Origin of the sequence: Parvularcula oceani (assembly GCF_000733125.1) — a bacterium.
Classification (GTDB): Bacteria; Pseudomonadota; Alphaproteobacteria; order Caulobacterales; family Parvularculaceae; genus Parvularcula; species Parvularcula oceani.
Genome location: NZ_JPHU01000004.1, coordinates 97,867 through 122,742 on the forward strand (window position 1 = coordinate 97,867; position 24,876 = coordinate 122,742).

At 66.0% G+C, this 24,876-nt stretch carries 20 protein-coding genes; 6 read left to right on the forward strand and 14 right to left on the reverse strand.

The window, feature by feature from the left end; genetic code table 11:
• Position 1: 1 nt before the first annotated feature.
• From metH to ettA, 5 genes are all read right to left on the reverse strand, one after another.
• Positions 2-2,629: a methionine synthase gene (metH, locus tag IE88_RS0106385; protein WP_051881596.1), complete on the reverse strand. Its 2,628-nt coding sequence runs from the start codon at positions 2,627-2,629 to the stop codon at positions 2-4.
• Positions 2,626-3,501 carry a methylenetetrahydrofolate reductase [NAD(P)H] gene (gene metF, locus IE88_RS0106390; RefSeq protein ID WP_031551827.1) on the reverse strand — a complete coding sequence of 292 codons (876 nt, stop codon included), beginning with the start codon at positions 3,499-3,501 and terminating at the stop codon, positions 2,626-2,628. Before metF ends, metH begins: the two co-directional genes overlap by 4 nt.
• Positions 3,494-4,480, reverse strand: coding sequence for an ArsR/SmtB family transcription factor (locus tag IE88_RS0106395; protein ID WP_031551842.1), 987 nt, complete (start codon positions 4,478-4,480; stop codon positions 3,494-3,496). The genes metF and IE88_RS0106395 overlap by 8 nt, the downstream gene beginning before the upstream one ends.
• Positions 4,481-4,560: 80 nt before the next feature.
• Positions 4,561-6,717, reverse strand: coding sequence for a M36 family metallopeptidase (locus tag IE88_RS0106400; RefSeq protein ID WP_031551845.1), 2,157 nt, complete (start codon positions 6,715-6,717; stop codon positions 4,561-4,563).
• A 467-nt stretch (positions 6,718-7,184) separates the two neighbouring features.
• Positions 7,185-8,849: an energy-dependent translational throttle protein EttA gene (gene ettA / locus IE88_RS0106405; RefSeq protein WP_031551848.1), complete on the reverse strand. Its 1,665-nt coding sequence runs from the start codon at positions 8,847-8,849 to the stop codon at positions 7,185-7,187.
• Between the two features lie 108 nt (positions 8,850-8,957).
• On the opposite strand from ettA, the gene IE88_RS0106410 reads away from it, so the two are divergent.
• Entirely contained in the window at positions 8,958-9,617 is a 660-nt protein-coding gene (locus IE88_RS0106410) for a phosphatase domain-containing protein (RefSeq protein WP_031551851.1), read from the forward strand.
• A 4-nt stretch (positions 9,618-9,621) separates the two neighbouring features.
• Complete coding sequence (locus IE88_RS0106415; protein ID WP_031551854.1) at positions 9,622-10,236, forward strand: class I SAM-dependent methyltransferase; 615 nt, start codon at positions 9,622-9,624, stop codon at positions 10,234-10,236.
• 4 nt (positions 10,237-10,240) lie between these two features.
• On the opposite strand, the gene IE88_RS0106420 is transcribed toward IE88_RS0106415, so the two are convergent.
• Positions 10,241-11,401: a spore photoproduct lyase family protein gene (locus IE88_RS0106420; protein WP_156032440.1), complete on the reverse strand. Its 1,161-nt coding sequence runs from the start codon at positions 11,399-11,401 to the stop codon at positions 10,241-10,243.
• 92 nt (positions 11,402-11,493) lie between these two features.
• On the opposite strand from IE88_RS0106420, the gene IE88_RS16390 reads away from it, so the two are divergent.
• A complete protein-coding gene (locus IE88_RS16390) occupies positions 11,494-11,697 on the forward strand; it encodes a hypothetical protein (protein ID WP_051881597.1) in 204 nt (67 codons plus the stop codon).
• Positions 11,698-11,700: 3 nt separating this feature from the next.
• On the opposite strand, the gene IE88_RS0106430 is transcribed toward IE88_RS16390, so the two are convergent.
• The 6 genes from IE88_RS0106430 to gabT all read right to left on the reverse strand — a co-directional run bounded on the left by IE88_RS0106430 (position 11,701) and on the right by gabT (position 17,192).
• On the reverse strand, positions 11,701-12,165 hold the full coding sequence (locus IE88_RS0106430; protein WP_031551857.1) for a GAF domain-containing protein: 465 nt from the start codon (positions 12,163-12,165) through the stop codon (positions 11,701-11,703).
• Between the two features lie 54 nt (positions 12,166-12,219).
• A complete protein-coding gene (locus IE88_RS0106435; protein ID WP_031551859.1) occupies positions 12,220-12,531 on the reverse strand; it encodes a UrcA family protein in 312 nt (103 codons plus the stop codon).
• Between the two features lie 314 nt (positions 12,532-12,845).
• Positions 12,846-14,069, reverse strand: a complete 1,224-nt coding sequence (locus tag IE88_RS0106440; protein ID WP_031551861.1) for a Gfo/Idh/MocA family protein — start codon at positions 14,067-14,069, stop codon at positions 12,846-12,848.
• A gap of 90 nt (positions 14,070-14,159) precedes the next feature.
• Positions 14,160-14,696: a GNAT family N-acetyltransferase gene (locus IE88_RS0106445; RefSeq protein ID WP_031551863.1), complete on the reverse strand. Its 537-nt coding sequence runs from the start codon at positions 14,694-14,696 to the stop codon at positions 14,160-14,162.
• A 46-nt stretch (positions 14,697-14,742) separates the two neighbouring features.
• Positions 14,743-15,765 (reverse strand): gamma-glutamylcyclotransferase, encoded by a 1,023-nt coding sequence (locus IE88_RS18520; protein WP_202900442.1) that lies wholly within the window; start codon positions 15,763-15,765, stop codon positions 14,743-14,745.
• 98 nt (positions 15,766-15,863) lie between these two features.
• On the reverse strand, positions 15,864-17,192 hold the full coding sequence (gene gabT / locus IE88_RS0106455; protein ID WP_051881598.1) for a 4-aminobutyrate--2-oxoglutarate transaminase: 1,329 nt from the start codon (positions 17,190-17,192) through the stop codon (positions 15,864-15,866).
• 139 nt (positions 17,193-17,331) lie between these two features.
• Here gabT and IE88_RS0106460 point away from each other — a divergent pair, with 139 nt between their 5' ends.
• The 3 genes from IE88_RS0106460 to IE88_RS0106470 are packed head-to-tail and all read left to right on the forward strand — an operon-like array spanning position 17,332 to position 19,977.
• A complete protein-coding gene (locus tag IE88_RS0106460; RefSeq protein ID WP_031551870.1) occupies positions 17,332-18,180 on the forward strand; it encodes an aldo/keto reductase in 849 nt (282 codons plus the stop codon).
• A gap of 46 nt (positions 18,181-18,226) precedes the next feature.
• On the forward strand, positions 18,227-19,108 hold the full coding sequence (locus tag IE88_RS0106465; RefSeq protein WP_051881599.1) for an isopenicillin N synthase family dioxygenase: 882 nt from the start codon (positions 18,227-18,229) through the stop codon (positions 19,106-19,108).
• A 26-nt stretch (positions 19,109-19,134) separates the two neighbouring features.
• A complete protein-coding gene (locus IE88_RS0106470; RefSeq protein ID WP_031551877.1) occupies positions 19,135-19,977 on the forward strand; it encodes an AAA family ATPase in 843 nt (280 codons plus the stop codon).
• An 85-nt stretch (positions 19,978-20,062) separates the two neighbouring features.
• Here IE88_RS0106470 and IE88_RS0106475 read toward each other — a convergent pair whose 3' ends face one another.
• Positions 20,063-22,123, reverse strand: coding sequence for a M36 family metallopeptidase (locus tag IE88_RS0106475; RefSeq protein ID WP_051881600.1), 2,061 nt, complete (start codon positions 22,121-22,123; stop codon positions 20,063-20,065).
• Positions 22,124-23,046: 923 nt separating this feature from the next.
• The gene (gene aspS, locus IE88_RS0106485; RefSeq protein ID WP_031551887.1) at positions 23,047-24,870 is read right to left on the reverse strand and encodes an aspartate--tRNA ligase; all 1,824 of its coding nucleotides are present in this window, start codon (positions 24,868-24,870) and stop codon (positions 23,047-23,049) included.
• Positions 24,871-24,876 lie beyond the last annotated feature (6 nt).

The window sequence follows — 24,876 nt, forward strand, 5'->3', positions numbered from 1 at the left end:
GTCAGCTATAAGAAAGAATAGGCGCCAGCCACCGCTCCGCCGTCTCGACGTCCCATCCTTTGCGCTTCGCATAGTCCTCGACCTGATCCTTCGCGATCTTGCCCGTGCCGAAATAGACCGCCTCCGGATGGCCGAAATAGAGGCCGGATACGGCGGCGCCGGGCTGCATGGCGAAGCTCTCTGTCAGGGTGACGCCTGTATGCTCGGTCGCGTTCAGCAGCGTGAACAGCGTCTCCTTCTCCGTGTGGTCTGGCTGGGCGGGATAGCCCGGCGCCGGGCGGATGCCGTCATAGGCCTCGGCGATGAGGTCCGCCGGATCGAAGGCGGGGCCGGTCTCATAGCCCCAGAGGTCGCGCCGCACCCGCTCGTGCAGCCATTCCGCCGCGGCCTCGGCCAGGCGGTCGGCGAGCGCCGAGGCCATGATGGCCGAATAGTTGTCGTGGCGGTCCGTATAGCGGTCCACGAGGTCCTGTTCGCCGTGCCCCGCCGTGACGCAGAACCCGCCGATCCAGTCCTCGTCTCCGATATAGTCGGCAAGCGCATAATTCGGCTGGCCCGACTTCTTCTCGACCTGCTGGCGCAGCGTGTGGAAGGTGCCGAGGCGCTTCGAAGCGTCTTCGGGGTCGAGGACCGCGATGTCGTCGCCCTCGCGCCGGGCGCGCCAGAGGCCCGCCACCGCCTTCACGGTCAGCGCCTTCTCCTGAACGATCTCGGCCAGCATCTTCCCGGCGTCCTCATAGAGGCTGCGCGCCGCCTCCCCCACCTTGTCGTCGGACAGGATGGCCGGGAACCGTCCGTGCAGATCCCATGAGGCGAAGAAGGGCGACCAGTCGATATAGGGCACGAGGTCCGAAAGCGGCACGTCGTCATGGACGGTGATGCCGGGCCTGGCCGGTGCGCCCGGCGCGCGCGCATCGGCGACCTTCGCCGCGTTCTCCCGCGCCTCTTCGATCGTTACCCGGTCGTTCTTTTGCTGACGGCGCGCGAAGGCCTCGCGGACGCGGTCATATTCATCGTGAATGTTCGAGAGATAGCCGTCCCGGCGCTCCTTCGAGATCAGGTCGGAGACCACGCCGACCGCGCGGCTGGCATCGGTGACATAGATCACGCCGTTCTCGTATTGCGGCGCGATCTTCACCGCCGTGTGCGCCTTGGAAGTCGTCGCACCGCCGATCAGCAGAGGCTGGGTCATGCCCGTGCGCTTCATCTCGGCGGCGACGCCGACCATCTCGTCGAGGCTCGGCGTGATGAGGCCCGACAGGCCGATCACGTCCACCTCGTGCTCGCGCGCGGCGGCGAGGATGTCGTTCGCAGGCACCATGACGCCGAGATCGATAACCTCGTAGTCATTGCACTGAAGGACGACGCCGACGATGTTCTTGCCGATATCGTGGACATCGCCCTTCACCGTGGCCATCAGCACCTTGCCGGCGGCCTTGCGGGCCTCTTCGCCGCTCTCCTCGCGCTCCTTCTCCATGAAGGGCGTCAGGTAAGCGACGGCCTGCTTCATGACGCGGGCGGACTTGACCACCTGGGGCAGGAACATCTTGCCCGAGCCGAAGAGGTCGCCGACCACGTTCATGCCGTCCATCAGCGGGCCTTCGATGACGAAGAGCGGGCGGCCGAGCTTCTGGCGGGCTTCTTCCGTGTCCTTCTCGACATAGGCATTGATGCCCTTGACGAGGGCATGGCGCAGACGCTCCTCGACCGGCGCCTCGCGCCAGGACAGGTCCTCCTCGCGCGCCTTGGCGCCCTGCCCACGATAGCGCTCGGCGACTTCGAGCAACGCCTCGGTCGCGCCGGAATGGCGGTTCAGGATCACGTCCTCGACCGGGTCGCGCAGCTCCTTGGGGATGTCGTCATAGATGGCGAGCTGCCCGGCATTGACGATGCCCATATCCATGCCCGCCTCGATCGCGTGATAGAGGAAGACCGAATGCATCGCCTCGCGCACCGCGTCGTTTCCGCGGAAGGAGAAGGAGATGTTGGAGACCCCGCCCGACACGCGCGCATGGGGCAGGGTCCGCTTGATCTCGCGCGTCGCCTCGATGAAGTCGACGGCGTAATTCTCGTGCTCCTCGATGCCCGTGGCGACGGCGAAGATATTGGGGTCGAATATGATGTCCGCGGGATCGAACCCGTTCTCCGTGAGGAGGTTATAGCTCCGCGTGCAGATCTCGACCTTGCGGTCCTTGGTGTCGGCCTGCCCGTCCTCGTCGAAGGCCATGACCACGACCGCCGCGCCATAGCGGCGGCAGAGAGAGGCGTGGTGCAGGAACTGCGCTTCGCCCTCCTTGAGGCTGATCGAGTTGACGATGGCCTTGCCCTGGACCTGTTTGAGGCCCGCCTCGATCACCTCCCATTTCGAGCTGTCGATCATCACCGGTACGCGGGCGATATCGGGCTCGGATGCGATCAGGCGCAGGAAGGTCGTCATCGCCTTCACGCCGTCGAGCATCCCCTCGTCCATGTTGACGTCGATGACCTGCGCGCCGTTCTCGACCTGCTGGCGGGCGACGTCGACGGCGGTCTCGTAATCGTCTTTCTGGATCAGCTTGCGGAATTTCGCCGAGCCGGTGACGTTCGTCCGCTCACCGACATTGACGAAGCGGGATCGGGTTTCGCTCACGCGGCCTCCTTCTCGTCCGGACGCAGGCCGAGCATGTAGCACAGCGCATAGGCCTGCGCGGCGCGGTTCAGGGTATAGAAGTGAAAGTCCCGCACCCCGCGCTCGGCGAGGTCGAGGCATTGCTGCGCCGCCACCGTCGCCGAGACGAGCGAGCGGGTGTTGGGGTCGTCGTCGAGGTTCCCGAACAGGCGCTCGACCCGTCGGGGGATCGATGCCCCGCAGAGCTTGGCCATGCGCTTGAGGGCGGCGTAATTGCTGACCGGCATGATGCCGGGCACGATCGGGATATCGAGGCCGGCCGCGCGGACCCGCTCCACATAGCGGTCGTAGACATCGTTATCGAAGAAGAACTGCGTGATCGCGCGCGTCGCCCCGGCGTCGACCTTGCGCTTGAGCATGTCGATATCCGCGTCGACATCGGCGCTGTCGGGATGTTTTTCGGGATAGCAGCCGACCGTCACCTCGAAGGCGTGCAGGCGCTTCGCCCCGGCTGCGAGTTCCGCCGCATTGGCATAACCGCCCGGATGCGGCGCATAGGCCTCGCCGATGCCGCCGGGCGGGTCGCCGCGCAGCGCCACGATGTGGCGAACGCCGCTGCGCCAATAATCCTGCAGGACGGCGTCCACCTCCTCGCGCGTCGCGGCGACCGTGGTCAGATGTGCGGCGACCTCGAGATCCGTCTCGCGCTTGAGGCGCTCCACGGTGCGATGGGTCCTCTCGCGGGTCGATCCGCCCGCGCCATAGGTGACGGAGACGAATGCGGGATCGAGCGGCGCGAGTTTCTGCACCGACTCCCACAGCGTCGCCTCCATCGCCTCGGTCTTCGGCGGAAAGAATTCGAAGCTGACCTTCAGGCGGTTTTCCTCAGCCATGCGCCACCCTCTTTTGCGGCATCGTTTCGTCCGCGCGGCCCAGAACCCAGAGGCGCGCCGTCAGCGCGCCGCCTGCCGGAGGCGGAAAGCTGCGGCTCTGGAGCACGCACAATTCACTGGCTTCGGCCCAGCGGCCGATCTCCTCGTCCGAGAAGCCGAGGCGGCGATGCGCGTAGCGCTCGCGCAGTTCCTCATGGTCGTGCGGCGCGAAATCGGCGATCACGATGCGCCCGTCGGGCGCGAGCAGGCGCGCAGCCACGCCGACGGCCCGCTCCGGCTCCGCCATGAAGTGCAGGACGTGGTGGAGGAGAACGAGGTCGCCTCGTCCGGCCGCTTCGAGCCCGCCGATATCGCCGCGGCGGACGGTGGCATTGGTGATGCCGACCTCGTCGAGCTTCACCCGGGCCAGGGACAGCATTTCCGGGCTGGTGTCGTAGCCTTCGGCGCTGTCATAGCGTCCGGCGAACAGGGTCAGCATCCGGCCCGTCCCGGTCCCAAGATCGATGAGGTGGCCGACATCCCGCGGCGCCAGTTCCAGCATGGCGGCCTCGACCTCGGCATCCGACAGGTGCATGCGCCGCAGGGCATCCCATTCGGCGGCATGTTCGGCGAAATAGGCGGCGGCCGCGGCGGCCCGCTCCTGCCGCACGGCTTCGAGGGCATTGCGGTCGGCGTCGATCTCGCTTCCGGTGAGGCCATCGACGATGCGGGTGAAGGCGGCGTCGAGCGTGCCCCTGTAGAACACCCAGGCGCCTTCCTGATGGCGCTCGACGAGACCCGCTTCGGTCAGGAGCTTGAGGTGGCGGCTGATGCCCGGCTGGCTCTGCCCGAGAATGCGCGTGAGCTCCGTCACGGTCAGCTCGGCGTCGCGCAGCAGGCATAGCAGCCTGAGGCGCGTGGCCTCGCCCGCCGCGCGGAATTGGGTCAGTCGCTGATCGAAGGCGGCAGGCACAGATCGCTCTCCATGAGCGATCGTCATATAAAGCATCGTTTATATGGTCAACAGGCGGCGGCGGGATGACCCGCCGCCGCCTGTCCGGTGCGTCTTGGGATCTGGGGCTACTTGATCTTCACCGGCACCCATTTGGAGTTGTCGTCCCAGCCGGACGTATCCCAGACGATTTCGCGCACGCCGCGGGTGGAAAGGAAGTAGCGGCTTTTGTGCGCGTTGGTGAAGCGGACACTGCCATCGGCGAGCGTCTCGATGCGCCAGCGCTTGTCATCGTCATTCGAGTCCGTCGGCCACACCCAGCGCATCTCGCCGCTGCCATTCGTGTCGAGCTGCCCGCGGCCGGGACGGCCGTTGATGATCCGCCAGGTGCCGTCGCCGACGGCCTTGAACCGCCACCAGCGGTCATCCCCGTTCTTGTAGAGATGCTGGTCAACGTTCCCGCCGCTATCGGTGTCGACGAAGCGGCCGGTGGCGACGTTTTTCAAAGCGTACCAGACCCCTTCCTGGGGGAAGCTCGGCGAAGAGCTCGTCGTCTGCGGAGCGGAGACTTTCTGCGCGCCCGAGCAGGTGCTCGGGACCGAGCGCGATTCCGAGATCACGGGCCAGCTGCCCGACATGCGCATGGAGGCGCCCTGGCCCATGCCGAACTGCGCGAAGGCCTTCCAGATCAGGCAGTCATCGGCCCCTTGGGAGGCGGCGAGCAGGCCGTCCCGCATCTGCATGTAGTCAGGGCCCGGAACGGTGTTGTTCAGACCGTCGACGAGATAGGTCATCAGAAGATCGCGCGACTTGCCGTTCGCCTTGAACAGCTCCCAGGTCCGCCAGATGGCCGCCGCATAGATCTCGCCGTCGCGGTGCTGGGAAAAGCCGCTGAAGTCCTTCAGCGTCAGCGGATAGCCCTTGTAGCGATGCCGCCGGATGCCCGTGGCGCTATTGGCCGCCCACTCGCCGATCGTGTCATCGTCGGTCATGATGGCCGCGATGCCATCCGACATCCCCTCGCCGATCGCACCGGAGACGGGGCCGTCCATGTCGCCCACCATGCGCCAGGTCAGGCCGTGGCTGTATTCGTGCCAGATGACGTCTGCGTCGAAGCTGCCCGGCCGGCTCGGCGAGGTCCAGTTCCACTTGTACATCTGCATCCGGGGCGCGCCGCCATCCCAGAGGGGCGTTGCGAAATTGGCGTTGTTGCTGCCGGTCCCGTCGAGCGCTTCGGCCCGGACATAGTCGCCGCCGATCCCGCCGCGGCCGTAATTGGAAGCCTGGAAGTTGCCCGCGCTTTCGGTGAAGCCGTATTTGTAGAGTTTATCGTGAATGTCGTTCACGTGATAGAATAGGCTCTGCACCGCGGCGCGCTGATTGGTGCTGTGCAGGGCGTCGCGCTGGATATCGGGAACCACGCCGAAGACGCCGGACCAGACACGCGAGCCGCCGCCATCGGGTGAATTGCTTCTGCTGGTATCGGTGTAGGCGTGGACGTTGTGCCCGCGAATGCTGTTGTCGTACTGCGCCTGCGCCGTATTGAGCCAGCCCCTCGGCGAGGCGTTCTTGTCGGCGAGCCAGCCGCCCATCACGGTCGGATTTCCGTGCTCGGGGCTCGTCTTGTAGGCGATGTAGCTGTCGTTCGCGGTGCGGTTCTGGACATCAATGACCGCGCCGCGGCCATCGACGAGGGCGTGCTTGAGTTCGTTGGTCTCCTTCGCCCAGGCCTCGACGAGATAGCCGGTTTCCACCGTGCCGTCGCTGTCGGCGATGATCACGGGATCGGCCGTAGGCTCCTGCTCGTAGAAGGCGTCATGCTCGAAGACGAGCCTGTCGCGGTGCTTGGCGGCGACATCGGCCGCGCTCCGGCCGAAGATATCCCCGACCGCGCGGCCCAGCGCGCGATCGGAAATCGCTCCCGCCGCCCGCACGAAGGCCCGCTCCAGATCGGCGAGACGGTAGGACAGGCGGGATATCGCGCCGTCCTCCTCCAGCGCCACGCGCACGAAGGAGCCGTGCACCGGCACGCCGTTCATGCGTTGCTCGAACTGGAGATAGGTTCGCTCGACATTGGGGCTCTCGTGCCGCCGCACCTCGACGAGGGCGTCGAGGCTGCGCGGACCGTAGCCGGCCTCTTCCAGCAATCGGCGGATCGCATCTTCGCCTGCCCTGTCCTCGGGCGCGATGACCGTGGGTTCCGTCTCGGCGAGCGGAGCGGCTGCGATTGCAACGGAGGAGAGCCCTGCCCAGGCCCCGGCGGCGAGGAGCGCCGTCTTCAGCATGTTCGTCACGGTTCCGTACTCGGTGCTTGCTCAGAGTCCGCAGCCGAACGAAGCGCGCTCACCGGGATGCGCGGCTGCCCGGCCGCACAACGAACCCCACGCTTCTCTTGCTGCTTTCCCTATCTCGACGGAAGCTGAGTAGACCGGCGCAAGAATAGCGTCAACACGTTTTCGTGATAATCAACAGAAGTTTGGGAAGTTGGGCGAAGTATGCTGATCTATACTTGCAGCACACCGCCCCAGCGCCTTGTCTAACGCGGATGTGACCACAATAGGGCGAGATGTGACCACATTCGGATTGTTCCATGAGAATTCTTTCATGTTTGAGCAACCGTATTGTCTCGAAAAAGGTTATCGAAACGTTAAATGGTTAATATGGAGACCATTACTCTTGGACGATTCAAAAAGAGAGGGCGGAGCATTGCGCTCCGCCCTGACCGGTCCCGATATTCCTTAAGAAGAAAGCGCTAGCGCTCCATCTTCCGATATTGGATCCGCCTCGGAACGTCGGCATCCGGGCCCAGCCTGCGTTTCTTGTCTTCGATGTAGTCTTCGAAGTTACCTTCGAACCATTCGACGTGGCTATCGCCTTCGAAGGCGAGGATGTGCGTCGCAATTCGGTCCAAAAACCAGCGATCGTGGCTGATGACGACGGCGCACCCCGCGAATTCGTCCAGCGCCGCTTCCAATTCGCGCAGCGTATCCACGTCGAGATCGTTGGTCGGCTCGTCGAGGAGGAGGAGATTCGAACCCTCCTTGAGCATTTTCGCCAGCTGCACGCGGTTGCGTTCGCCGCCGGACAGGTCGCCGACCTTCTTCTGCTGGTCGCCGCCCTTGAAGTTGAACCAGGTGCAATAGGCGCGGGAGTTCACCTCCCGTTTCTCGCCCAGCTTGACGACATCGAGGCCGCCCGAAATCTCCTCCCAGACGGTCTTGTTGCCGTCGAGATCGGCGCGGCTCTGGTCGACGTAACCCATCTTGACCGTGTCGCCGACGCGCAGCGAGCCCTGATCGGGCTCGTCGGCACCCGTCAGCATGCGGAACAGGGTCGTCTTGCCCGCGCCGTTCGGCCCGATCACGCCGACGATGCCGCCCGGCGGCAGCTTGAAGGAGAGGTCGTCGATCAGGAGCTTGTCGCCGAAGGCTTTTTTCAGGTCCTCGGCCTCGATCACGACGCCGCCGAGGCGCGGGCCCGGCGGGATCTGGATCTGCGCGGTGGTGACGTTCTCGTTCGCGGCCCTGTCGCGGAGCTCCTCATAGGAGGTGATGCGCGCCTTGGACTTGGCCTGCCGGGCCTTCTGCCCCTGGTTGATCCATTCGAGTTCGCGCTTGAGCGTGCCTTGGCGCTTGTTCTCCTCGCGCGCCTCCTGCTCGAGGCGCTTCGCCTTCTGCTCGAGCCAGCCCGAATAGTTGCCCTCGTAGGGAATGCCCTTGGCCCGATCGAGCTCGAGGATCCAGCCGGTGACATTGTCGAGGAAGTAGCGGTCGTGCGTGACCAGGACGACCGCGCCATCGTAGTTGCGGAGATAATTCTCGAGCCAGGCGACGCTTTCGGCGTCGAGGTGGTTGGTCGGCTCGTCGAGCAGCAGAAGGTCGGGCTTGGAGAGGAGGAGCTTGGTCAGCGCGACGCGCCGCTTCTCGCCGCCCGACAGCTTGTCGACCGACCAGTCGCCCGGCGGGCAGCGCAGCGCCTCCATGGCGACTTCGACCTTGGAGGCGATGTCCCAGGCGTCCTTGGCGTCGATCTCCTCCTGGAGGGCCGACATCTTCTCCATCAGCTCGTCGGTATAGTTCTCGGCCAGCTCCATCGAGACGGCGTTGAACTCGTCCACCTTGGCCTGGAGGTCCCCGAGGCCCTCGGCCGCGTTCTCGAAGACGGTCTTGCTCTCGTCGAGCTCGGGCTCCTGAGCGAGATAGCCCACGCTGGCGCCCTCGGCGACATAGGCCTCGCCCGAGAATTCCTGATCGACCCCCGCCATGATCTTGAGCAGGGTCGATTTGCCCGCCCCGTTCACCCCCACAATGCCGATCTTGGCATCGGGGTAGAACTGCAGGTGGACGTTATCGAGTATCTTCTTGGCCCCATAGGATTTGGTGAGGCCGTGCATGTGATAGATGAATTGGCGGGCCATGATCTTTTCCGAACGGCAGGAGTTGAGGGAACGGGATCTAAGGCTGCGAGCGCCGCGGCTCAACACGCCATGTTCGCCGCGAGGCGATCGGCTGCCTAGGTGAAGGGGATGACACGTTCCCTGCTCCTCGCCGCCTGTCTTCTCGCATCCGCCTGCGCCTCGGCGCCCGGGCTTCGCAATGTGCAGGTCCTGGACGAGGGAACGGTCGTGCGATCGGGGCAGCCGAGCGCTCTGGGACTGGCCTTCCTGCGCGACACCTACGGGGTCGAGACGGTCATCAACCTCAATCAGGAAGGGCAGGACGAGGAGATGGTGGCAGCGATGGCGCTGGGCCTCGACTATCTGCCCCTGCCCACCGGAACCTACGACCTCGAGCGCGAGAATCTCGCCGTGGTCATCGCGGCGATCCGCTCGGCGCAGGCCCGCGGCAGGACCCCCGTCCTCATCCACTGCCGCAGCGGCCAGGACCGCACCGGCACCGCCGTGGCCCTGTTCGAGATCATCGAGGAGGGCCTGTCGCCCGAGGAGGCCGCCGCGCAGATGCAGGCGGCTCGGCACTGGACACATCGCGTCGCCTTTCCCCACCTGACCCGGATCGCGCTCAACGAAGGCATCAGGGAAGAGGTCTCCGAAGCGGCCGGCAGCCTCGAGGATATCGGCATCATCCTGCCGCCCGACCCCTGGGAGGCCGAGCCGGAAGCCGCGCCGCCCGGCGACGTGGTGCTGCGCTCCGGACTCGTCGTCACCACCCGGCCGGGAATACGCTGACGGCATGGGTCTTTACACGGAGCATATCGAGCCGAGGCTCGTGAACCTCGCCTGTTCTTCCCGTGTCATCGCGCCCTATCGCTCGAAGCTGGTGCCCCGCGCCAGCGGAGAGGTGCTCGAGATCGGGTTCGGCTCGGGGCTGAACCTGCCCCATTACGATGCGGCGCGGGTCAGCCGCCTCCACCTCCTCGAGCCGAACGCGCCGATCCGGCGGCTGGCGGAGAGCCGCCTGCGGCAATCCGCCCTGCCGAACGCGATTCTCGATGCCGGGGCGGAAGCGGTTCCCCTGCCCGATGACAGCATCGACACGGTCCTCGTCACCTTCACCTATTGCACCGTACCGGACCTGGCCGGCGCGCTCCGCGAGGCGCGGCGCGTGCTCAAGCCGGGCGGCAGGCTTCTCTTCGCCGAACACGGCCTGGCGCCCGATGCGGGCGTCGCCAGGTGGCAGCACCGCATCCAGCCGGTCTGGGGACGGCTCGCCGGCGGCTGCCACCTGACCCGCGACATTCCCTCGGCGCTTCGCGCAGCGGGGTTCGACCTGCCCGAGCTTGAGCAGGGCTATGCGGAACGGGCGCCGCGCTTTGCCGGCTATATCAGCACCGGCGCCGCCGCCTGAGGCCTCAGGTCCAGTAGAGGAGCCGCGCCCGTGGCAGCGCGCGCTCCACGCTCTGTGCGAACCAGCCTCGCATCTCCTCCATCAGCGCTTTGGGATAGACGTATTTCACGCCCCCGAACTTGTTGCGCTTCTGCGCGCGGACGGCCGGATCCATTTCGAGCCCCGTCGCCGGGTACCATCCCATCAGCACCTCGCGGCTGCCGGGAGTGAACCGGTGGGTGATCAGCTCGACGGTCAGATCGGCGCTTTCGGGCAGGACCCCGGCCGCATCGCGCAGCAGCTGTAGATAGGCCGGGCGCCAGTTCTCGATCGGCATGATCGGAGCGATGGTGAGCCCGACCGGATAGCCCGCGCCGGCAAGCTGCCCCATCGCTTCCAGCCTGCGGGAGAGGCTCGCCGTGCCGCCCTCGAACCGGCGCGTGACCGCCTCGGCATTGACGGAGAAGCGGGCACGGGTCCGTCCGCCGTGGCGAAGCGTCAGCAGCGGGTGCACCGCGTCGAATTTGGTCGTGAAGCGCAGCCCGATCGCCGCGCCACCCTCTGCGAGCAGCGCGACATGCTCGATCGCGCGGGATAGCGACCCGGTGAGATGCTCGATCCCGAGAGGGTCGGTGTAGCAGGACGCTTCGAAGGTCGTGCCCTCGCCGCCGCGGGCTTGCGTGCCGCTCGTCACGCGCCCCTGCCCCAGATAATCCGGCAGGACGCCGAAAATCTCGCCGAGATTGGCATAGGCCCGCGTGACCGGCGGCCCGGAGAGGGAGCCCGCGAGGTAGCAGTACTGGCAATGGGCAGGGCAGCCGGTGGCGAGGTCGAGCCGGAAATCGGCCGAGGGCGGGATCGGCTGGAGCTTGAGCGCCGAAGGCGGCGCATTGACGATGGCGAGAGTGGATTTGGCGCGGCGATAGGTTTCGGCGGTCGTCTCGCCGCGCAGGCCCCGGATCTGATTGCCGGAGAGATGGACCACCTCGGCACCGGCCGCCTCGCCCGCGCGGGCAGCGTGCCGGGCGACCTCGGAGCCTTGCGCATCCCGCGCGATGAGCACGCGGCGCGGACGCCAGAGCTTCGCATGATCGGCGGGCAGGCGCTCGGCGAGCCGTTCGGGGTCGCGCCGCGGCGCGGCGGCGCGGCTCGGCGCGATATGGGGAGCGGCGGGCGCGTCTCGCATGCTGCAAGAACACGCCTGGCCACTCTCCCTCCCGCGCGTCGGAACCGCGCAGGGCGCTCGCCCGTTCCTGACCGCAGACAAGGAGAGTTCAGATGAGCGACCGCGCCATGGGCGAAGCCCACGCCAAGACAGCAGCCGATCAGCTTCAGGAACTGCAAACCATGCTGCGCACGGAACTGAAGACGACGGGCGACCCGCAGTTCAAGGCGCTCGCCGAGACGGCCGCCGAAGTGCTCGGCGGCCTGCGCAACGCCTTCCTCGATTATCGAAAGCGCGAGGAAGACGCCTGGAAATAGGGTTCAGCCGAAGACGTCCGCGACGAGGCGTTCGAGAGCCGCCCTGTCGGTTTCGCCGAACGTGCCGGCCTCCGGATTGTCGATGTCGAGGACGGCGAAGAGCGTTCCGTCCGGATCGCGCACCGGCACGACGATCTCGCTGACAGAGCGGCTGTCGCAGGCGATGTGGCCTTCGAAGGCGTGCACGTCCTCGACCACCTGCGTCTCGCCCGTCCGGGCGGCGGCTCCGCATACCCCCTTGGCGAAGGGAATGCGCAGGCAGCCGAGCGTGCCCTGATAGGGCCCGACCACCAGCTCGTCTTCCTTGGCCCGATCGACCATGTAGAAGCCGGTCCAGATATTGTCGGGGAAGGCCTGGGCGAGGAGGCAGGAGACCGTCGCCATGCGGGCAATGCGGTCCCCCTCCCCCTCGAGAACCGAGGCAAGCTGCCGGCTTACCTCGTCATAGATTTCCGCCCTGCCGGTCATACGCGCCTCCTTGGAGCGGAAGCGCGTAGACGAGACGCGGCCGGGTGGCCAGCGTCAGCGCGCTTCGGCGAAGCGGACCGGCCGTTCATGCGCCGCCGTCAGCATCGAATGGTCGGCGCTGGCCACGAACTGTTCGAGGAGATCGGCAGCACAGGCCTTGCGCGCATTGCGCTCGGCCGGAGACAGCCTTTCCTCGACACCGCAGGCCCGCGCCGCGCGCTTCTCCAGTTTGCGATAGACCTTCGCTGCGCCCTCCTTGGAGGCGAGTTCGACGGCGCTGATCTCGACGCTGACTTCCTGCGCGACGGCGGGCTGCAGGAAGAGAACGGCTGCGGTGCCGAAAACGGCGAGGCTGGTGCGGATCATGATTTCCCTCTGTATCCGGTCGGAACGACACCTGCCGCTCCGTTGATGACGAGGGGACCGCTAGGCCTCATCCGTGACCGGTTGATGAAGAGAAATCGATGGTTTCGTTAAAAGATCGGCCCGATCAGCACTTGGGCCACCCAAGTCGAAATCGTGCGAATCGCGACGTCGCCTAGACAACCAAATATTTCTGCTTCCGAGCACCATTCTGTCGCAAAGCCAGGATTTTCGGGCATCCCGTGCTCAGCGTCGCGCACGGCGAGAGCACGGCAGGGTAAACGGTGCCGGAAAAGATTTCTTCGGGCGCCGCCTCGTCAGCCGCGCATGGTCCCGTCCGGGGCGAGCCTGACCGTCCTGCCCTCGGCCGCGGAGCGATAGATCGCCTCCATCAGGCGGACATCGCGCAGGCCCATCTCCCCGGGGGTCTTCACATCCGTGCCCTGCCGGATCGCCTGCGCGAAATGCTCGAGCTGGCGCGAGAACTGGACGGTGGAATCGCCGGGCTCCAGCGTCTCCGAGCCCTCTTCGGTGTCGAGGGTCATGACGTTGCCGCGATAGCTCGTCGCGGGATCCATGACGAGCGTGCCCAGTTCGCCGCGCACGGAAACGCGGTTCTCGGAGGCCGCGTCATAGGAGGTCGAAAGCTGCGCCACAGCGCCCGAAGGGAAGCGCAGCTGGCTCGCCGTATGGGCGAAGATCTGCGAGAAGCGCGGGTCGTTCGGCGGCGTGTCGTTGATCGCGCTGATCGCCTCCGGCATCTCGCCCGAAAGATAGAGCGCGGCCTGCAGGCCGTAGATCCCGTAATCCTCCAGCGGTCCGCCGCCCGCCAGCGCGCGGTTCACGCGCCAGTTCTCGGCGGGCGTGGTCGGGCCGAGGCGATAGGTGTGGGCCGTGCGGATCGTCCGCAGGCGGCCGAGCACGTCCTCGCGCATCAGCCCCATCGCCCGCAGATTATAGGGCTCGAAATGGCAGCGATAGCCGATCATCAGCTTCCGGTCGGCCCTGCGCCCCGCCGCGATCATCCGCTCGCATTCGGCAGAATTCAGCGCCATCGGCTTTTCGCACAAGACATGCTTTCCGGCGGCGAAGGCCTTCTCCGCCCAATCCGCATGCAGACCGCTCGGCAGGATGATGTAGACGGCCTCGATACGGTCGTCCGACGCGATATCGGCGAAATTGTCATAGCCGTAGATCGCGTCCTCGGGCACGCCATAAGCGCGCGCCACCCGCTGCGCCTTCTCCTGATTGCCGGAGACGAGGCCCGCGATATGGATATTCTTCGCCGTCGAGAAGGCCGGCATCATCTGGCCGAGGGCATAGCCGCCGAGGCCGATAATGGCGACGCCGACGCTTTCTCCGCCGGGCTTGGCCGGCGGCTCCTCCGGCAGGGAGGCGCCTTGCGGGAAGGGCCTACCGATCGCCCGTTCGGGCAGAGGCTCGCCCTGCGCGCCGAGGGCCGGACGCCACCACGGCGCCGCGGCGAGCCCCGATGCCGTGATCTGAAGGGCGGTGCGGCGAGAGATGCGCGATGCGGTCATGAGCGGTCTTCCGAAAGCTGAAGCGGCCGTTCCGTCATAGCTAGGGCGAAGCGGGACGGCGAACCACGCCGGGGTACAGTCGCCCGCGGATCAGGAGGGGTCGGGCGGTGCGCTCCCGCCGCCGCCGAGCGGACGCTGCATCAGGAGGAGCTCCCGCCAGGCGCCGTGCTTCCAGCCGAAATCGGGAAGCCGTCCGGCCTCCTTGAAGCCGTGGCGGGCATGAAGCGCGCGCGAGCCGCCGCCGGAATCGCCGAGGACCGCGAGCATCTGGCGATAGCCCAGGGCCTCGCAGCGCTCGATCAGCGCCGAGAGAAGCGCAGAGCCCACGCCCCTGCCCCGCATCCCTTCAGCGACATAGATCGAGTCTTCCACCGACCATGCATAGGCGGCGCGGTCGCGGAACGGGCCGGCATAGGCGAAGCCGCGAATAGGGCCCGTGCCCTCCTCTTCTGCGACCAGAAAAGGGTAGCCGCCGCCGGTGATCCTGCCGATGCGCCGGTTCATCTCGGTGACATCGGGCGGAACCGTCTCCCAGGAGGCGGTCTCCGTCTCGACGGAGGCGGCATAGATGTCGCGGATCGCCTGCGCGTCGCCGCCTCTTGCCTCGCGGATGCGGATCGTCGTCACGGCCTCCTCCTTGCGCCGGCGACCGGCGGAACCTCGATTGCGGCCATCAATCTCCATCGGCGGCCCCGTAGAGCCATGCGCTCCCTCCCGAGGCGAGCGGCACGCGGACCCGCGCATATTCCGCTCCCTCGTAGAGATCGGCCTTGGCGAGATCGGCCTCGGTCAGCAGGAACACCGTGCCGGCCACTTCGTCCTCTTCCCGGCCGCTCGGGTGGACGACGGGGTGATGGACGATCCCGCTCCTGGCGATGGCGGCCGGATCGCGCTGCGCGAGCATGCTTCGGGCATAGCCCCTGATGGCATCGGGCCGTCCGGCGAGCCTGCGGCCGAAGACGGCGCGCTGCACCTTTTCATCCCTGAGAGTGCCGTAGGAGAAGACGGGATGCACCGCGCGCGTCGCGGTTAGACCGAGGCCCTCGGGCGCCAAGCGGTCGGTGAAGAGACCTTCGGCGCCCATGCCCCGCAGGTGCCGGACATCGGCGGGCCGGTTCACCGTGTAGACCCAGAGCGGCAGCCCTTCGAGCCGCCTGGCAAGCCCGGTGCGCGCCTGCGCCAGCGACAGCCCCACGGCGGTCGGCGGATCGGCCTCGCGCCGCAGGAAGGCTTCGAGCCGGTGCGCACTGCCCTTGTAGCGGTAGAGGATGATGGAGCGGCGGGAGAAGCCCGCGCGCGCCACGGCATCGTCCTCATTCGGATCGAAGAGCTGCACCACGGTGCGCTCTTGCGGCACGCCGGCACCAGCGAGCGTTTCGAGGACGGGGAGCTGGTCATCCTCCTTCACATCCGTGACGAGGGTCGCATCGGGATGCGCCGCCATCCAGCCTGCGAGGCTTTCGGCGTCCGCCGGGGTGAAGCGGCCCGCAAAGCGCGCCTTGAGGTCGGCCAGCGTCGGCGCCGCGCCGCCGAAATCCTTCCAGTCATGGCGGCAGCCGATGCGCCCGTCCGCCGTCCATTTGAAGTCGAGTTCGAACCAGCGGAAGCCGCGCCCATAGGCGGTGTCGAGCGCTTCGAGGCTGTTGGTATAGGCCTCGCCGTTCAGGGCACCGCCGGCATGAGCGATCGCGAGCATGGCATTCTCCGTTCAGCCCGGCGGCCTGTCAGCCTGCGGCACCGGTCCGGAAGAGGCGCCGAAGCGCCTCCCGGCTAGACCGGCTTCTTGCGGCGCGTTCAGCCGAGCACCTCGCCCGCCGCCGCCTCGAAGATGTCGAGCCCCTCGTCGAGCAGCGCGTCGGAGATCGTCAGCGGCACATGGGTGCGGATCACCTGCGCCTTGCGTCCGGCGGTCAGGAAGATGAGGCCGCGATCGCGCGCCTCCTTCTGGATCGCCGCGGCGGCATCGGTATTGGGCTTGGACGGGTCGCCGTCCTGCACGAGCTCGACCGCCGCCATGGCGCCCACTCTCCGGACCTCGCCGAAGACGCCCTTGCCGACACCGTTCTGGATGTCGGTCCAGCGCGCCTCGATCTTCGCCCCGATCTTCTCGGCGCGTTCGATCAGGCCTTCTTCTTCGATCACGTCGAGGACGGCGAGCGCGGCGGCGCAGGCGACGGGGTTGCCGCCATAGGTCGAGCCCATGCCGCCAGGCGCGATCTGGTCGAAGAGGTCCGTCTTGCCGATCACGGCCGAGAGCGGAAGGCCGCCCGCGATCGATTTGGCGCAGATCAGGAAGTCGGGTTCGACGCCCGATTTCTCGATCGCGAACATGGAGCCCGTGCGCGCGAAGCCCGTCTGCACCTCGTCGGCGACGAAGAGGATGCCGTGCTTGTCGCAGAGCTCGCGCAGGCCGCGCAGGAACGCCTTGGGCGCGGGCACGAAGCCGCCTTCGCCCTGCACCGGCTCGACGATGATCGCCGCGACGTCTTCTGGCCGCGTGCTCGTCTCGAGAATGTGGTTCAGGCAGGAGAGCGCGCCCTCGACGCTGATGCCGTTATACGCATTGGGATAGGGCGCGTGATAGACGTCCTGGGGCAGCGGGCCGAAGCCGACCTTGTAGGGCACGGCCTTGCCGGTCAGCGCCGTCGCCAGAAGCGTGCGGCCATGGAACGCGCCCTCGAAGGCGATCAGGCCCGGCCGCCCGGTGATGCGGCGCGCGAACTTGCACACATGCTCGGTCGCCTCCGAGCCCGTGTTCATGAACATGGTCTTGTAGGCGGACCCGCCGCCGCCAGCCTTGGCGACGAGCGCGTTCAGGCGCTCGGCGAGTTCGACATAGGGCTCGTACTGGGCGACGCCGAAACAGGTGTGGATCACCTTGTCGATCTGCGCCTTGGCGGCCTCGACGACCTTGGGGTGGCGGTGCCCGACATTGAGGACGCCGATGCCGGCGATGAAGTCGATATAGCGCTTGCCCTCGACGTCCCACAGCTCCGCGCCTTCCGCGCGGTCGGCATAGATGCCGGACTTGGACGGCAGGCCCATGGGGCAGGCTTCGTTCCTGCGCGCCACCAGCAAGTCGTTGCTGAGGAACTCGTTACCGGTCGCGTCGCCGCTCGCCATGAAGACCTCCGAAGATAAGACGTGTTCCTGCCCTCCTGCCGGAGGCGTCGTTTCGCCTCAAGCCTCTCGCGCCGTCGGGGCCGAACCGGGCGCCGCCGGACCGTGTTGCACGACCGACGGACAACCCACGGAGGCAGACATGCTCTACCATACGACCGATCACGCGAAGATCCCGCGCCTCGGCCTCGGCACCTGGAAACTCGAAGGCGAGACCTGCGCGAGTTCCGTCGCGAAGGCGATCGAGATCGGCTACCGCCACATCGACACGGCCGCGGTCTACGAAAACGAGGAAGCGGTCGGCAAAGGCATCCGCGATTCGGGCATCGACCGGTCGGAGATCTTCGTCACCACCAAGGTCTGGATGGACCGGATCAAGAAAGAGGAAGTCGTCGGCGCGCTCTCTGAGAGCCTCGACAAGCTCCAGATGGACCAGGTGGACATGGCGCTCCTCCACTGGCCCGTGGGCGACATGCCGATCGAGGACCAGGTGAGCCAGCTCGCCACCTGCAAGACCTCCGGCAAAGCCAAGCTGATCGGCGTCTCCAACTACAATCAGGACCAGCTCCTGCAAGCGTTGACCAGTTGTTCGGAGCGGCTCTCCAACATCCAGTGCGAATACCACCCCCTACTCGATCAGGACCCGATCCTGAAGACCGCGCGCGGCTTCGACATGCTGTTCACGAGCTATTCGCCGCTCGGCCGCGGCGACCGGGGGACGGTGCTCGACAATCCCGCGGTGAAACGCGTCGCCGAATATCACGGCAAGACACCGACTCAGGTCGTCCTGCGCTGGCACCTGCAACAGGCCAATGTCGCCGCCATCCCCAAGGCCACCTCCGAAGAGCATTTGCGGGAGAATTTCGACATTTTCGGCTGGGACCTGAGCGCGGCGGACATGAAGACGCTCTACGGCCTGATGCGCCCCGACGGACGGATGGTGAACCCGGACTGGTCGCCGAAATGGGATACGGGCGTCGAGGCCGCTTGAGCCCGGCCATTGCCCGGAAGCGCGATCTGCCTCTATTGACGGGGCCATGACAACCGTCCCCCAGATCGCGCTCTCCTCCGCCGGAGAGACCCTCGGCCAGCGGCTCCATGACGCGCTGGCCGAGACCGGCTTCGTCGTCGTCACCGATCACGGCATCGACCTGACGCGCCTTCACAACGCCTATGCCACCATCGAAGCCTTCTTCGCCCTGCCCGAGGACGAGAAGATGGCTTACGTCGTCGGCCGCGACGGCCAGCGCGGCTACACCGCCTTCGGCCGGGAGCACGCCAAGGACAGCGACGCGCCGGACCTCAAAGAGTTCTGGCATGTCGGGCGCGACGCGATCGCGCCCAATGTCTGGCCCGAGCGGCCCCAAGCCTTCGAGGCCGAGGTCCAGTGGCTCTACGATGCGCTCGACAGGCTCGGCCTGCACCTCCTGCACGCGCTGACAGGTCCGCTCGGCGTGCCTGCGGATACATTCTCTAAGATGGCCGAGGGCGGAAATTCCGTCCTGCGCCTCCTGCACTACCCGCCTTTGAAAGAGGACGCCGACCCCCGCTCGATCCGCGCGGCGGCGCATGAGGACATCAACCTCATCACCCTCCTCGTCAGCGCCTCCTCGGCCGGGCTCGAATTGCAGGAGCGCGACGGCAGCTGGCGCGCCATCGAGGCGCCGGCGGATGCGGTCATCGTGGACTCAGGCGACATGCTGGCGCGGATCACGAATGACCGCCTGCCAGCCACGACCCACAGGGTAGTCAATCCCGAGGGGCCGAACACCTCGCGCTATTCCATGCCCTTCTTCCTGCACCCGCGCCCCGATGCGGTCCTGTCGGTCTTCGAGAGCTGCCGCGACGGGAGCGAGGACCCCGACATTACGGCAGGCGAGTTCCTGCGCCAGCGGCTCGAAGCCATCGGCCTGAAATAAGGTCCCCAACCAAAGAGACGACAGCCATGAAGTTCGAAGGCACGAAAGACTATGTCGCGACCGACGACCTCAAGGTCGCCGTCAATGCCGCGGTCACGCTGGAGCGGCCGCTCTTGGTCAAGGGCGAGCCGGGCACCGGCAAGACCGTGCTGGCCGAGGAGGTCGCCAAGGCGCTCGGCATGCCGCTCATCACCTGGCATGTGAAGTCGACCACCAAGGCGGCGCAGGGCCTGTACGAATATGACGCGGTGGCGCGCCTGCGCGACAGCCAGCTCGGCGAGGAGCGGGCGACCGATGTCTCGAACTACATCAAGCAGGGTAAGCTCTGGGAGGCCTTCACCAGCGAGGAGCGCCCCGTGCTGCTGATCGACGAGATCGACAAGGCGGATATCGAGTTCCCGAACGACCTCCTCCAGGAACTCGACCGGATGGAGTTCTTCGTCTACGAGACCGGCGAGACCGTCCGTGCACGCCAGCGGCCGGTCATCGTCATCACCTCGAACAATGAAAAAGAGCTGCCCGACGCCTTCCTGCGCCGCTGCTTCTTCCACTACATCCAGTTCCCGGGCGAGGAGACGATGAAGGACATCGTCGATGTCCACTTCCCCTCGATCAAGCAGGATCTCGTGCGCGACGCGCTGACGCGCTTCTACGCGCTGCGCGAGACGCCGGGCCTCAAGAAGAAGCCCTCGACGTCGGAGCTTCTCGACTGGCTGAAGCTTCTCATGGTCGAGGACGTCGACCTTGCCACGCTGAGAGAGCAGGACCCGCGCAAGGCGATCCCGCCGCTTCACGGCGCCCTCCTCAAGAACGAGCAGGACGTGCACCTCTTCGAGCGCCTCGCCTTTCTCGCGCGGCGCCAGGGCTGACACGAAGAAGGCGGCTCCCGCACGGGAAGCCGCCTTTCCCAGATCGGACGAAGAGCCGGGCGCTGCGCCCGGCTCTTCGCGTGTCCTACGGCCGGCTGACCTGGAAGCTGAGCGGAATGCCGCTCGCCGCCGTCGGCGCCTCGCCCGCGATCGTCCGCACGGTGAAGGTCGTGTAGCCCACCCGGCTGCTGCGATAGGTCGGCGAGTCGACCCGGCACTGACCGTTCGCGTCGGTCGTGCAGGACCCGGCCGTGCCCGACCAGTCGAAGGTGACGGAGACGCCGGATTTCGGCGCGCCGCCTTCGGACACCGTCAGCAGCGTCTGGGCGTACCAGTAGTAGCCCCACCAGATCGAGGCCGTGCCGGCCGCGATATTGCTGAGCTCGGGTCCGGTGCCGGGCTGCGGGTCCGGCGTGCCGCCGCCGCCCGAACAGGTGCTCGGAACGGAGTAGCTGGCATTGGCGGAATAGGACGACATGCTCGCCCCCTGCCCCATGCCGAACTGGGCGAAGGCCTCCCAGACGAGGCAGTCCTGCGATGCGGGCGCCGCATCGAGAATGCCGTTGCGCATGTCCATGTAGTCGGGACCGGGAGCGGTGAAGTTCATCCCCTCGATCAGCGTGTCCAGGAGGTCGCCGCTGGTCAGCCCCTCCTGCTCGAACAGGCCTTTGAGATACCAGATGGCCGCCGCATAGATCTCGCCGTCGCTATGCACCGACTGGCCGGTGAAATTGGACAGGTCGTAAGGGTAGTTCGTGTAGCGCGCCCGGCGGATGCCGCGCGAGTTGTTCGCGGAATATTCTCCGACGCGGTCGTCATCGTTCTGCAGGATCGCCAGCACATCCGCCATGCCCTCGCCGATGGCGCCCGAGATGGGGCCCGACATGGAGCCGATCATGCGCCAGGTTAGGCCGTGTCCGTATTCGTGCCAGACGATATCGGAGTCGAGGTCCCCGTCCCGCCGCGGATTGGTCAGATCCCAGATATACATCTGCATGCGCGGATTGGAGCCGTCCGAGGGCGTCGCGAAATTGGCGTTGTTCACGCCGCCGCCGTCCTGCGCCTCGGCATTGACGGAGTCGGAACCCCGGCCGCCGCGGCCGAAATTGTCCTCCTGGAAGTTGCCCGTGCTCTCGGTGAAGCCGTGATCGTAGAGGACGTCGTGGATGCGGTTGTTCAGGTAGAACAGGTTCTGGATCGCGACTTCGCGGTTCTGCGTCGTGGACGGATCGCCGCTCAGATTGGCCGCGGTCGTGAAATTGCCGTTCGACACGGTGGCGCCGCCGCCATCGGGCCTGTTGTCATTATTGGTGTCGAGATAGGCGCGGACATTGTTGCCGCTGATGTCGAAGCGCGAATGGCTGCCCGAGAAGAGCCATCCGGCAGGCGACTGCGCATTCCCCGCGCCCGGGCCCTGCACCACAGTCTGCGCGGAATTGCCGGGGTGGTCAGGGAAGATGCCGTAGCTATCGCGCGCGGTGCGGTCCTCGACATGGACGATCTTGCCGCGGCCGTCGACCAGCGTGTGGTAGAGTTCGTTGGTCTCCGCGCTCCACGCCTTGACGAGGAAGCCCGTCTGCAGGGCGCCCCGCCCGCGCGCGACCAGAACCTCTTCGACCTCCGGCGCGTCATAGAAGAAGGCTGCGGGCGCGAACCCGGTCGTCACGCCTTCGGCCGTCGCGGCCCGGGGCACGGGCGCCTGCGGGAAATGCTCGGCGAGCGCGATGCGCAGCGCTTCTTGCGCGTCTATGCCGGCGGGCAGGATGCGCCGGTCGGCGCCGCGGCGCACGCGCTCGTGCAGCCGGACCATCTCTCCGTCTTCGCCGAAGCTGGCGGTGACATTCGCGCCATAGACCCTGCGTCCGCCGATCTTCTGCTCGAAGCGCTGGTGCACGCGGCCCGATCGTCCCACGCGCTCCTCGACGAGGACGAGATCGTCCGCCGCCTGCGCATCGACCTTCGTGCTCAGGAAGGCGCGGACCCGCTCGGACCGGGACGCGCCGCGCGGCGCGATCTTCAGATCGGCCGCATCGAAGCTGACCGTGTCCCGGTCCGCGATAAGCGGATCGGCCTGCTGCGCAGCAGCGACGCTCGTCAGGGCGAGCGGGATCGTGCTGCTAAGAAGCAGCGTACGGAACAGTTTCATAGGAATTTCCCTGCCTATCGGCCTGCGGTCGCCGGCCGCGCCTTTACAACCGGCAGGGGAATTCATGCAGACAATGACGCTTCGGTAAAGCCCCGTCAGCGCGTTTTTGCGCCGCGGGAGGCAGATTTGGTGGATTATTCCAAACGCTTAGGGTCGCAGCCGCTGGCAAATATTCGCTCGCCTCCTCCCGGCTTCGGGCGCGCCAAGAAAAAGCCCCGCCGAAGTGGGGCTGATCTCGCATTCTCATTGTACTTAGATGACTATGTCATAAGATCGGCTTAGAAAACTTGCCCGGCTCAAGACACCCGGTAAATTGTGCACTGCGCCGAGAATTTAACAGAAAACTTCTTGATTCATGCCTCCATGTAATACCATAACTGACTTTACCTCATATGGAAAAAACTACCGATGAATGATGAAGATTTTCATACCTACACGGATAGGGAAAAGAAGAATCTACTGATACTATTCATATCTTTTCCATTCATAGCAGCATTTTTTCTATATATATCAGATATATTGTTTCGACATTTCGGCTGGTTGGGAAACTTATTTACCGTTATCTTATTTGTCTCTATCGCTCGCCTGATGCGTTTTTGGTTCCGTCGCCGTAGGTAGAGGTCAGCTGCCGCCATGACTTCTACTACTGCGGAGATTCCCCTGCGCGATCGTCGAGCCATCTAATGCTTGGCCACAGCATCTCGGCTATTACGGCAGTAACGAGTTCTATGCTCGCCGGAAGGACGAACCGTTCACGCCGCGACGCGGCCGCCAAGAAAGCAGCCGCACCCGAGCAAAGGAACATGAACGCGAAGACGAGTGACATCCGCAAAGGCAGGTCACTTATAGAGATCCTTCGCAAGCACTGACGCCCAGAGGTAAGCCTAGCAAGACACCGGCTCTCTCATCGGCGCTCCTTATTCCTACTCCTGAACGTCGATCGGCGGCGGCGCCGCCTTCTCGGTGATCGGCTTGGAGAGCTTGATGTGCACCTCCTTGAGCTGCTCGGGCGAAACCTCCGCCGGGGCGCCGAGCAGCAGGTCCTCGGCCCCTTGCGTCAGCGGGAACATCGTCACCTCACGGATGTTCTCCTGCTCGGCGAGCAGCATGACGATGCGGTCGACGCCATAGGCGATGCCCCCGTGCGGCGGCGCGCCGTATTTGAAGGCGTTCAGCAGGCCGCCGAACTTCTCCTCGACCACTTCCGCGCCATAGCCCGCCACCTCGAAGGCCTTGTACATGATCTCAGGCTTGTGGTTCCGGATCGCGCCAGAGGCGAATTCATAGCCGTTGCAGACGAGGTCGTACTGGTTCGCCTTGAGCGCGAGCTGCTCCTCGGCCGTCTTCGCCTTCTCGAGCGCGGCGAGGCCCCCTTGCGGCATGGAGAAGGGGTTGTGGCCGAATTCGACCTTCTTGTGATCCTCGTCCCACTCATACATCGGGAAATCGACGATCCAGCAGAAGGCGAAGCGGTCCTTGTCCATCAGGCCGAGTTCCTCGCCGATGACGACGCGCGCCTTGCCGGCCACGTCCTCGAAGTCCTTCGGCTTGCCCGCGACGAAGAAGACGGCGTCGCCCGCCTTCAGGCCGAGCTGGTCGCGGACTGCATGGGTCCGCTCGGGTCCGATATTCTTCGCGACCGGTCCTTTGCCGTCGCCCTCGTCGAACATGATATAGGCCATGCCCGGCAGGCCCTGTTTCTGCGCCCAGGAGTTCATCCTGTCGCAGAAGGCGCGCGAGCCGCCGCCCGGTGCCGGGATGGCGCGGATCTGCTGCTGATCGTCGGCCGCGATCTGGGCGAAGATCTTGAAGCCGCAATCGCGGAAATGCTCGGTGACGACCTGCATCTCGAGCGGCACGCGAAGGTCGGGTTTGTCCGAGCCGTATTTCAGCATGGCGTCGGCATAGGGAATGTGCGGCCAGTCCTCGTAAGGATCGACGTTCCGCTCGCCCGCGAAGAGCTCGAAGGCGCGGTGGACGACCGGCGCGGTGGCGTCGAAGACGTCCTGTTGCTCGACGAAGCTCATCTCGACGTCCAGCTGATAGAACTCGCCCGCCGAACGGTCCGCCCGCGCATCCTCGTCGCGGAAGCAGGGCGCGATCTGGAAGTAGCGGTCGAAGCCCGACACCATGATCAGCTGCTTGAAGATCTGCGGCGCCTGGGGCAGCGCGAAGAACTTGCCCGGGTGAAGCCGGGAGGGCACGAGGAAGTCCCGCGCGCCTTCGGGGCTCGACGCGGTCAGGATCGGCGTCTGGAACTCGGTGAAGCCGTTCTGCTCCATCCCTTGGCGCAGCGCGCTGATCACCCGGCTGCGCAGCATGATGTTCGAATGCATCGTCTCGCGGCGCAGGTCGAGATAGCGGTGCCGCATCCGGATGTCCTCGGGATAGTCGGGCTCGCCGAAGACCGGCAGGGGCAGGTCGCCCGCCGCCGACAGGACCTCGAACTTCGTGATGCGGACCTCGATCTCGCCGGTGGGCAGGGTCTCGTTCACCTGCCCCTCGTCGCGGGCGACCACCTTGCCCTCGATGCGGATCACGCTTTCGGCGCGCACCGCCTCGACCTGATCGAAGAAGGGTGCCTCGGGCTCGCACAGGATCTGCGTCAGGCCGTAATGGTCGCGCAGGTCGATGAAGAGCAGGCCGCCATGGTCGCGCTTGCGGTGGACCCAGCCCGAAAGGGTGACGGTCTCGCCGACATCCGATTTGCGCAGGGCGCCACAATTATGCGTGCGATAGGGGTTCATCGGGAC

Coding starts and splice junctions, on each gene's coding strand:
- metF (WP_031551827.1), bottom strand. CDS start 3,501: ATGGCTGAGGAAAACCGCCTGAAGGTCAGCTTCGAATTCTTTCCGCCG.
- IE88_RS0106395 (WP_031551842.1), bottom strand. CDS start 4,480: ATGACGATCGCTCATGGAGAGCGATCTGTGCCTGCCGCCTTCGATCAG.
- IE88_RS0106400 (WP_031551845.1), bottom strand. CDS start 6,717: ATGCTGAAGACGGCGCTCCTCGCCGCCGGGGCCTGGGCAGGGCTCTCC.
- ettA (WP_031551848.1), bottom strand. CDS start 8,849: ATGGCCCGCCAATTCATCTATCACATGCACGGCCTCACCAAATCCTAT.
- IE88_RS0106410 (WP_031551851.1), top strand. CDS start 8,958: ATGACACGTTCCCTGCTCCTCGCCGCCTGTCTTCTCGCATCCGCCTGC.
- IE88_RS0106415 (WP_031551854.1), top strand. CDS start 9,622: ATGGGTCTTTACACGGAGCATATCGAGCCGAGGCTCGTGAACCTCGCC.
- IE88_RS0106420 (WP_156032440.1), bottom strand. CDS start 11,401: ATGCGAGACGCGCCCGCCGCTCCCCATATCGCGCCGAGCCGCGCCGCC.
- IE88_RS16390 (WP_051881597.1), top strand. CDS start 11,494: ATGAGCGACCGCGCCATGGGCGAAGCCCACGCCAAGACAGCAGCCGAT.
- IE88_RS0106430 (WP_031551857.1), bottom strand. CDS start 12,165: ATGACCGGCAGGGCGGAAATCTATGACGAGGTAAGCCGGCAGCTTGCC.
- IE88_RS0106435 (WP_031551859.1), bottom strand. CDS start 12,531: ATGATCCGCACCAGCCTCGCCGTTTTCGGCACCGCAGCCGTTCTCTTC.
- IE88_RS0106440 (WP_031551861.1), bottom strand. CDS start 14,069: ATGACCGCATCGCGCATCTCTCGCCGCACCGCCCTTCAGATCACGGCA.
- IE88_RS18520 (WP_202900442.1), bottom strand. CDS start 15,765: ATGCTCGCGATCGCTCATGCCGGCGGTGCCCTGAACGGCGAGGCCTAT.
- gabT (WP_051881598.1), bottom strand. CDS start 17,192: ATGGCGAGCGGCGACGCGACCGGTAACGAGTTCCTCAGCAACGACTTG.
- IE88_RS0106460 (WP_031551870.1), top strand. CDS start 17,332: ATGCTCTACCATACGACCGATCACGCGAAGATCCCGCGCCTCGGCCTC.
- IE88_RS0106465 (WP_051881599.1), top strand. CDS start 18,227: ATGACAACCGTCCCCCAGATCGCGCTCTCCTCCGCCGGAGAGACCCTC.
- IE88_RS0106470 (WP_031551877.1), top strand. CDS start 19,135: ATGAAGTTCGAAGGCACGAAAGACTATGTCGCGACCGACGACCTCAAG.
- IE88_RS0106475 (WP_051881600.1), bottom strand. CDS start 22,123: ATGAAACTGTTCCGTACGCTGCTTCTTAGCAGCACGATCCCGCTCGCC.
- aspS (WP_031551887.1), bottom strand. CDS start 24,870: ATGAACCCCTATCGCACGCATAATTGTGGCGCCCTGCGCAAATCGGAT.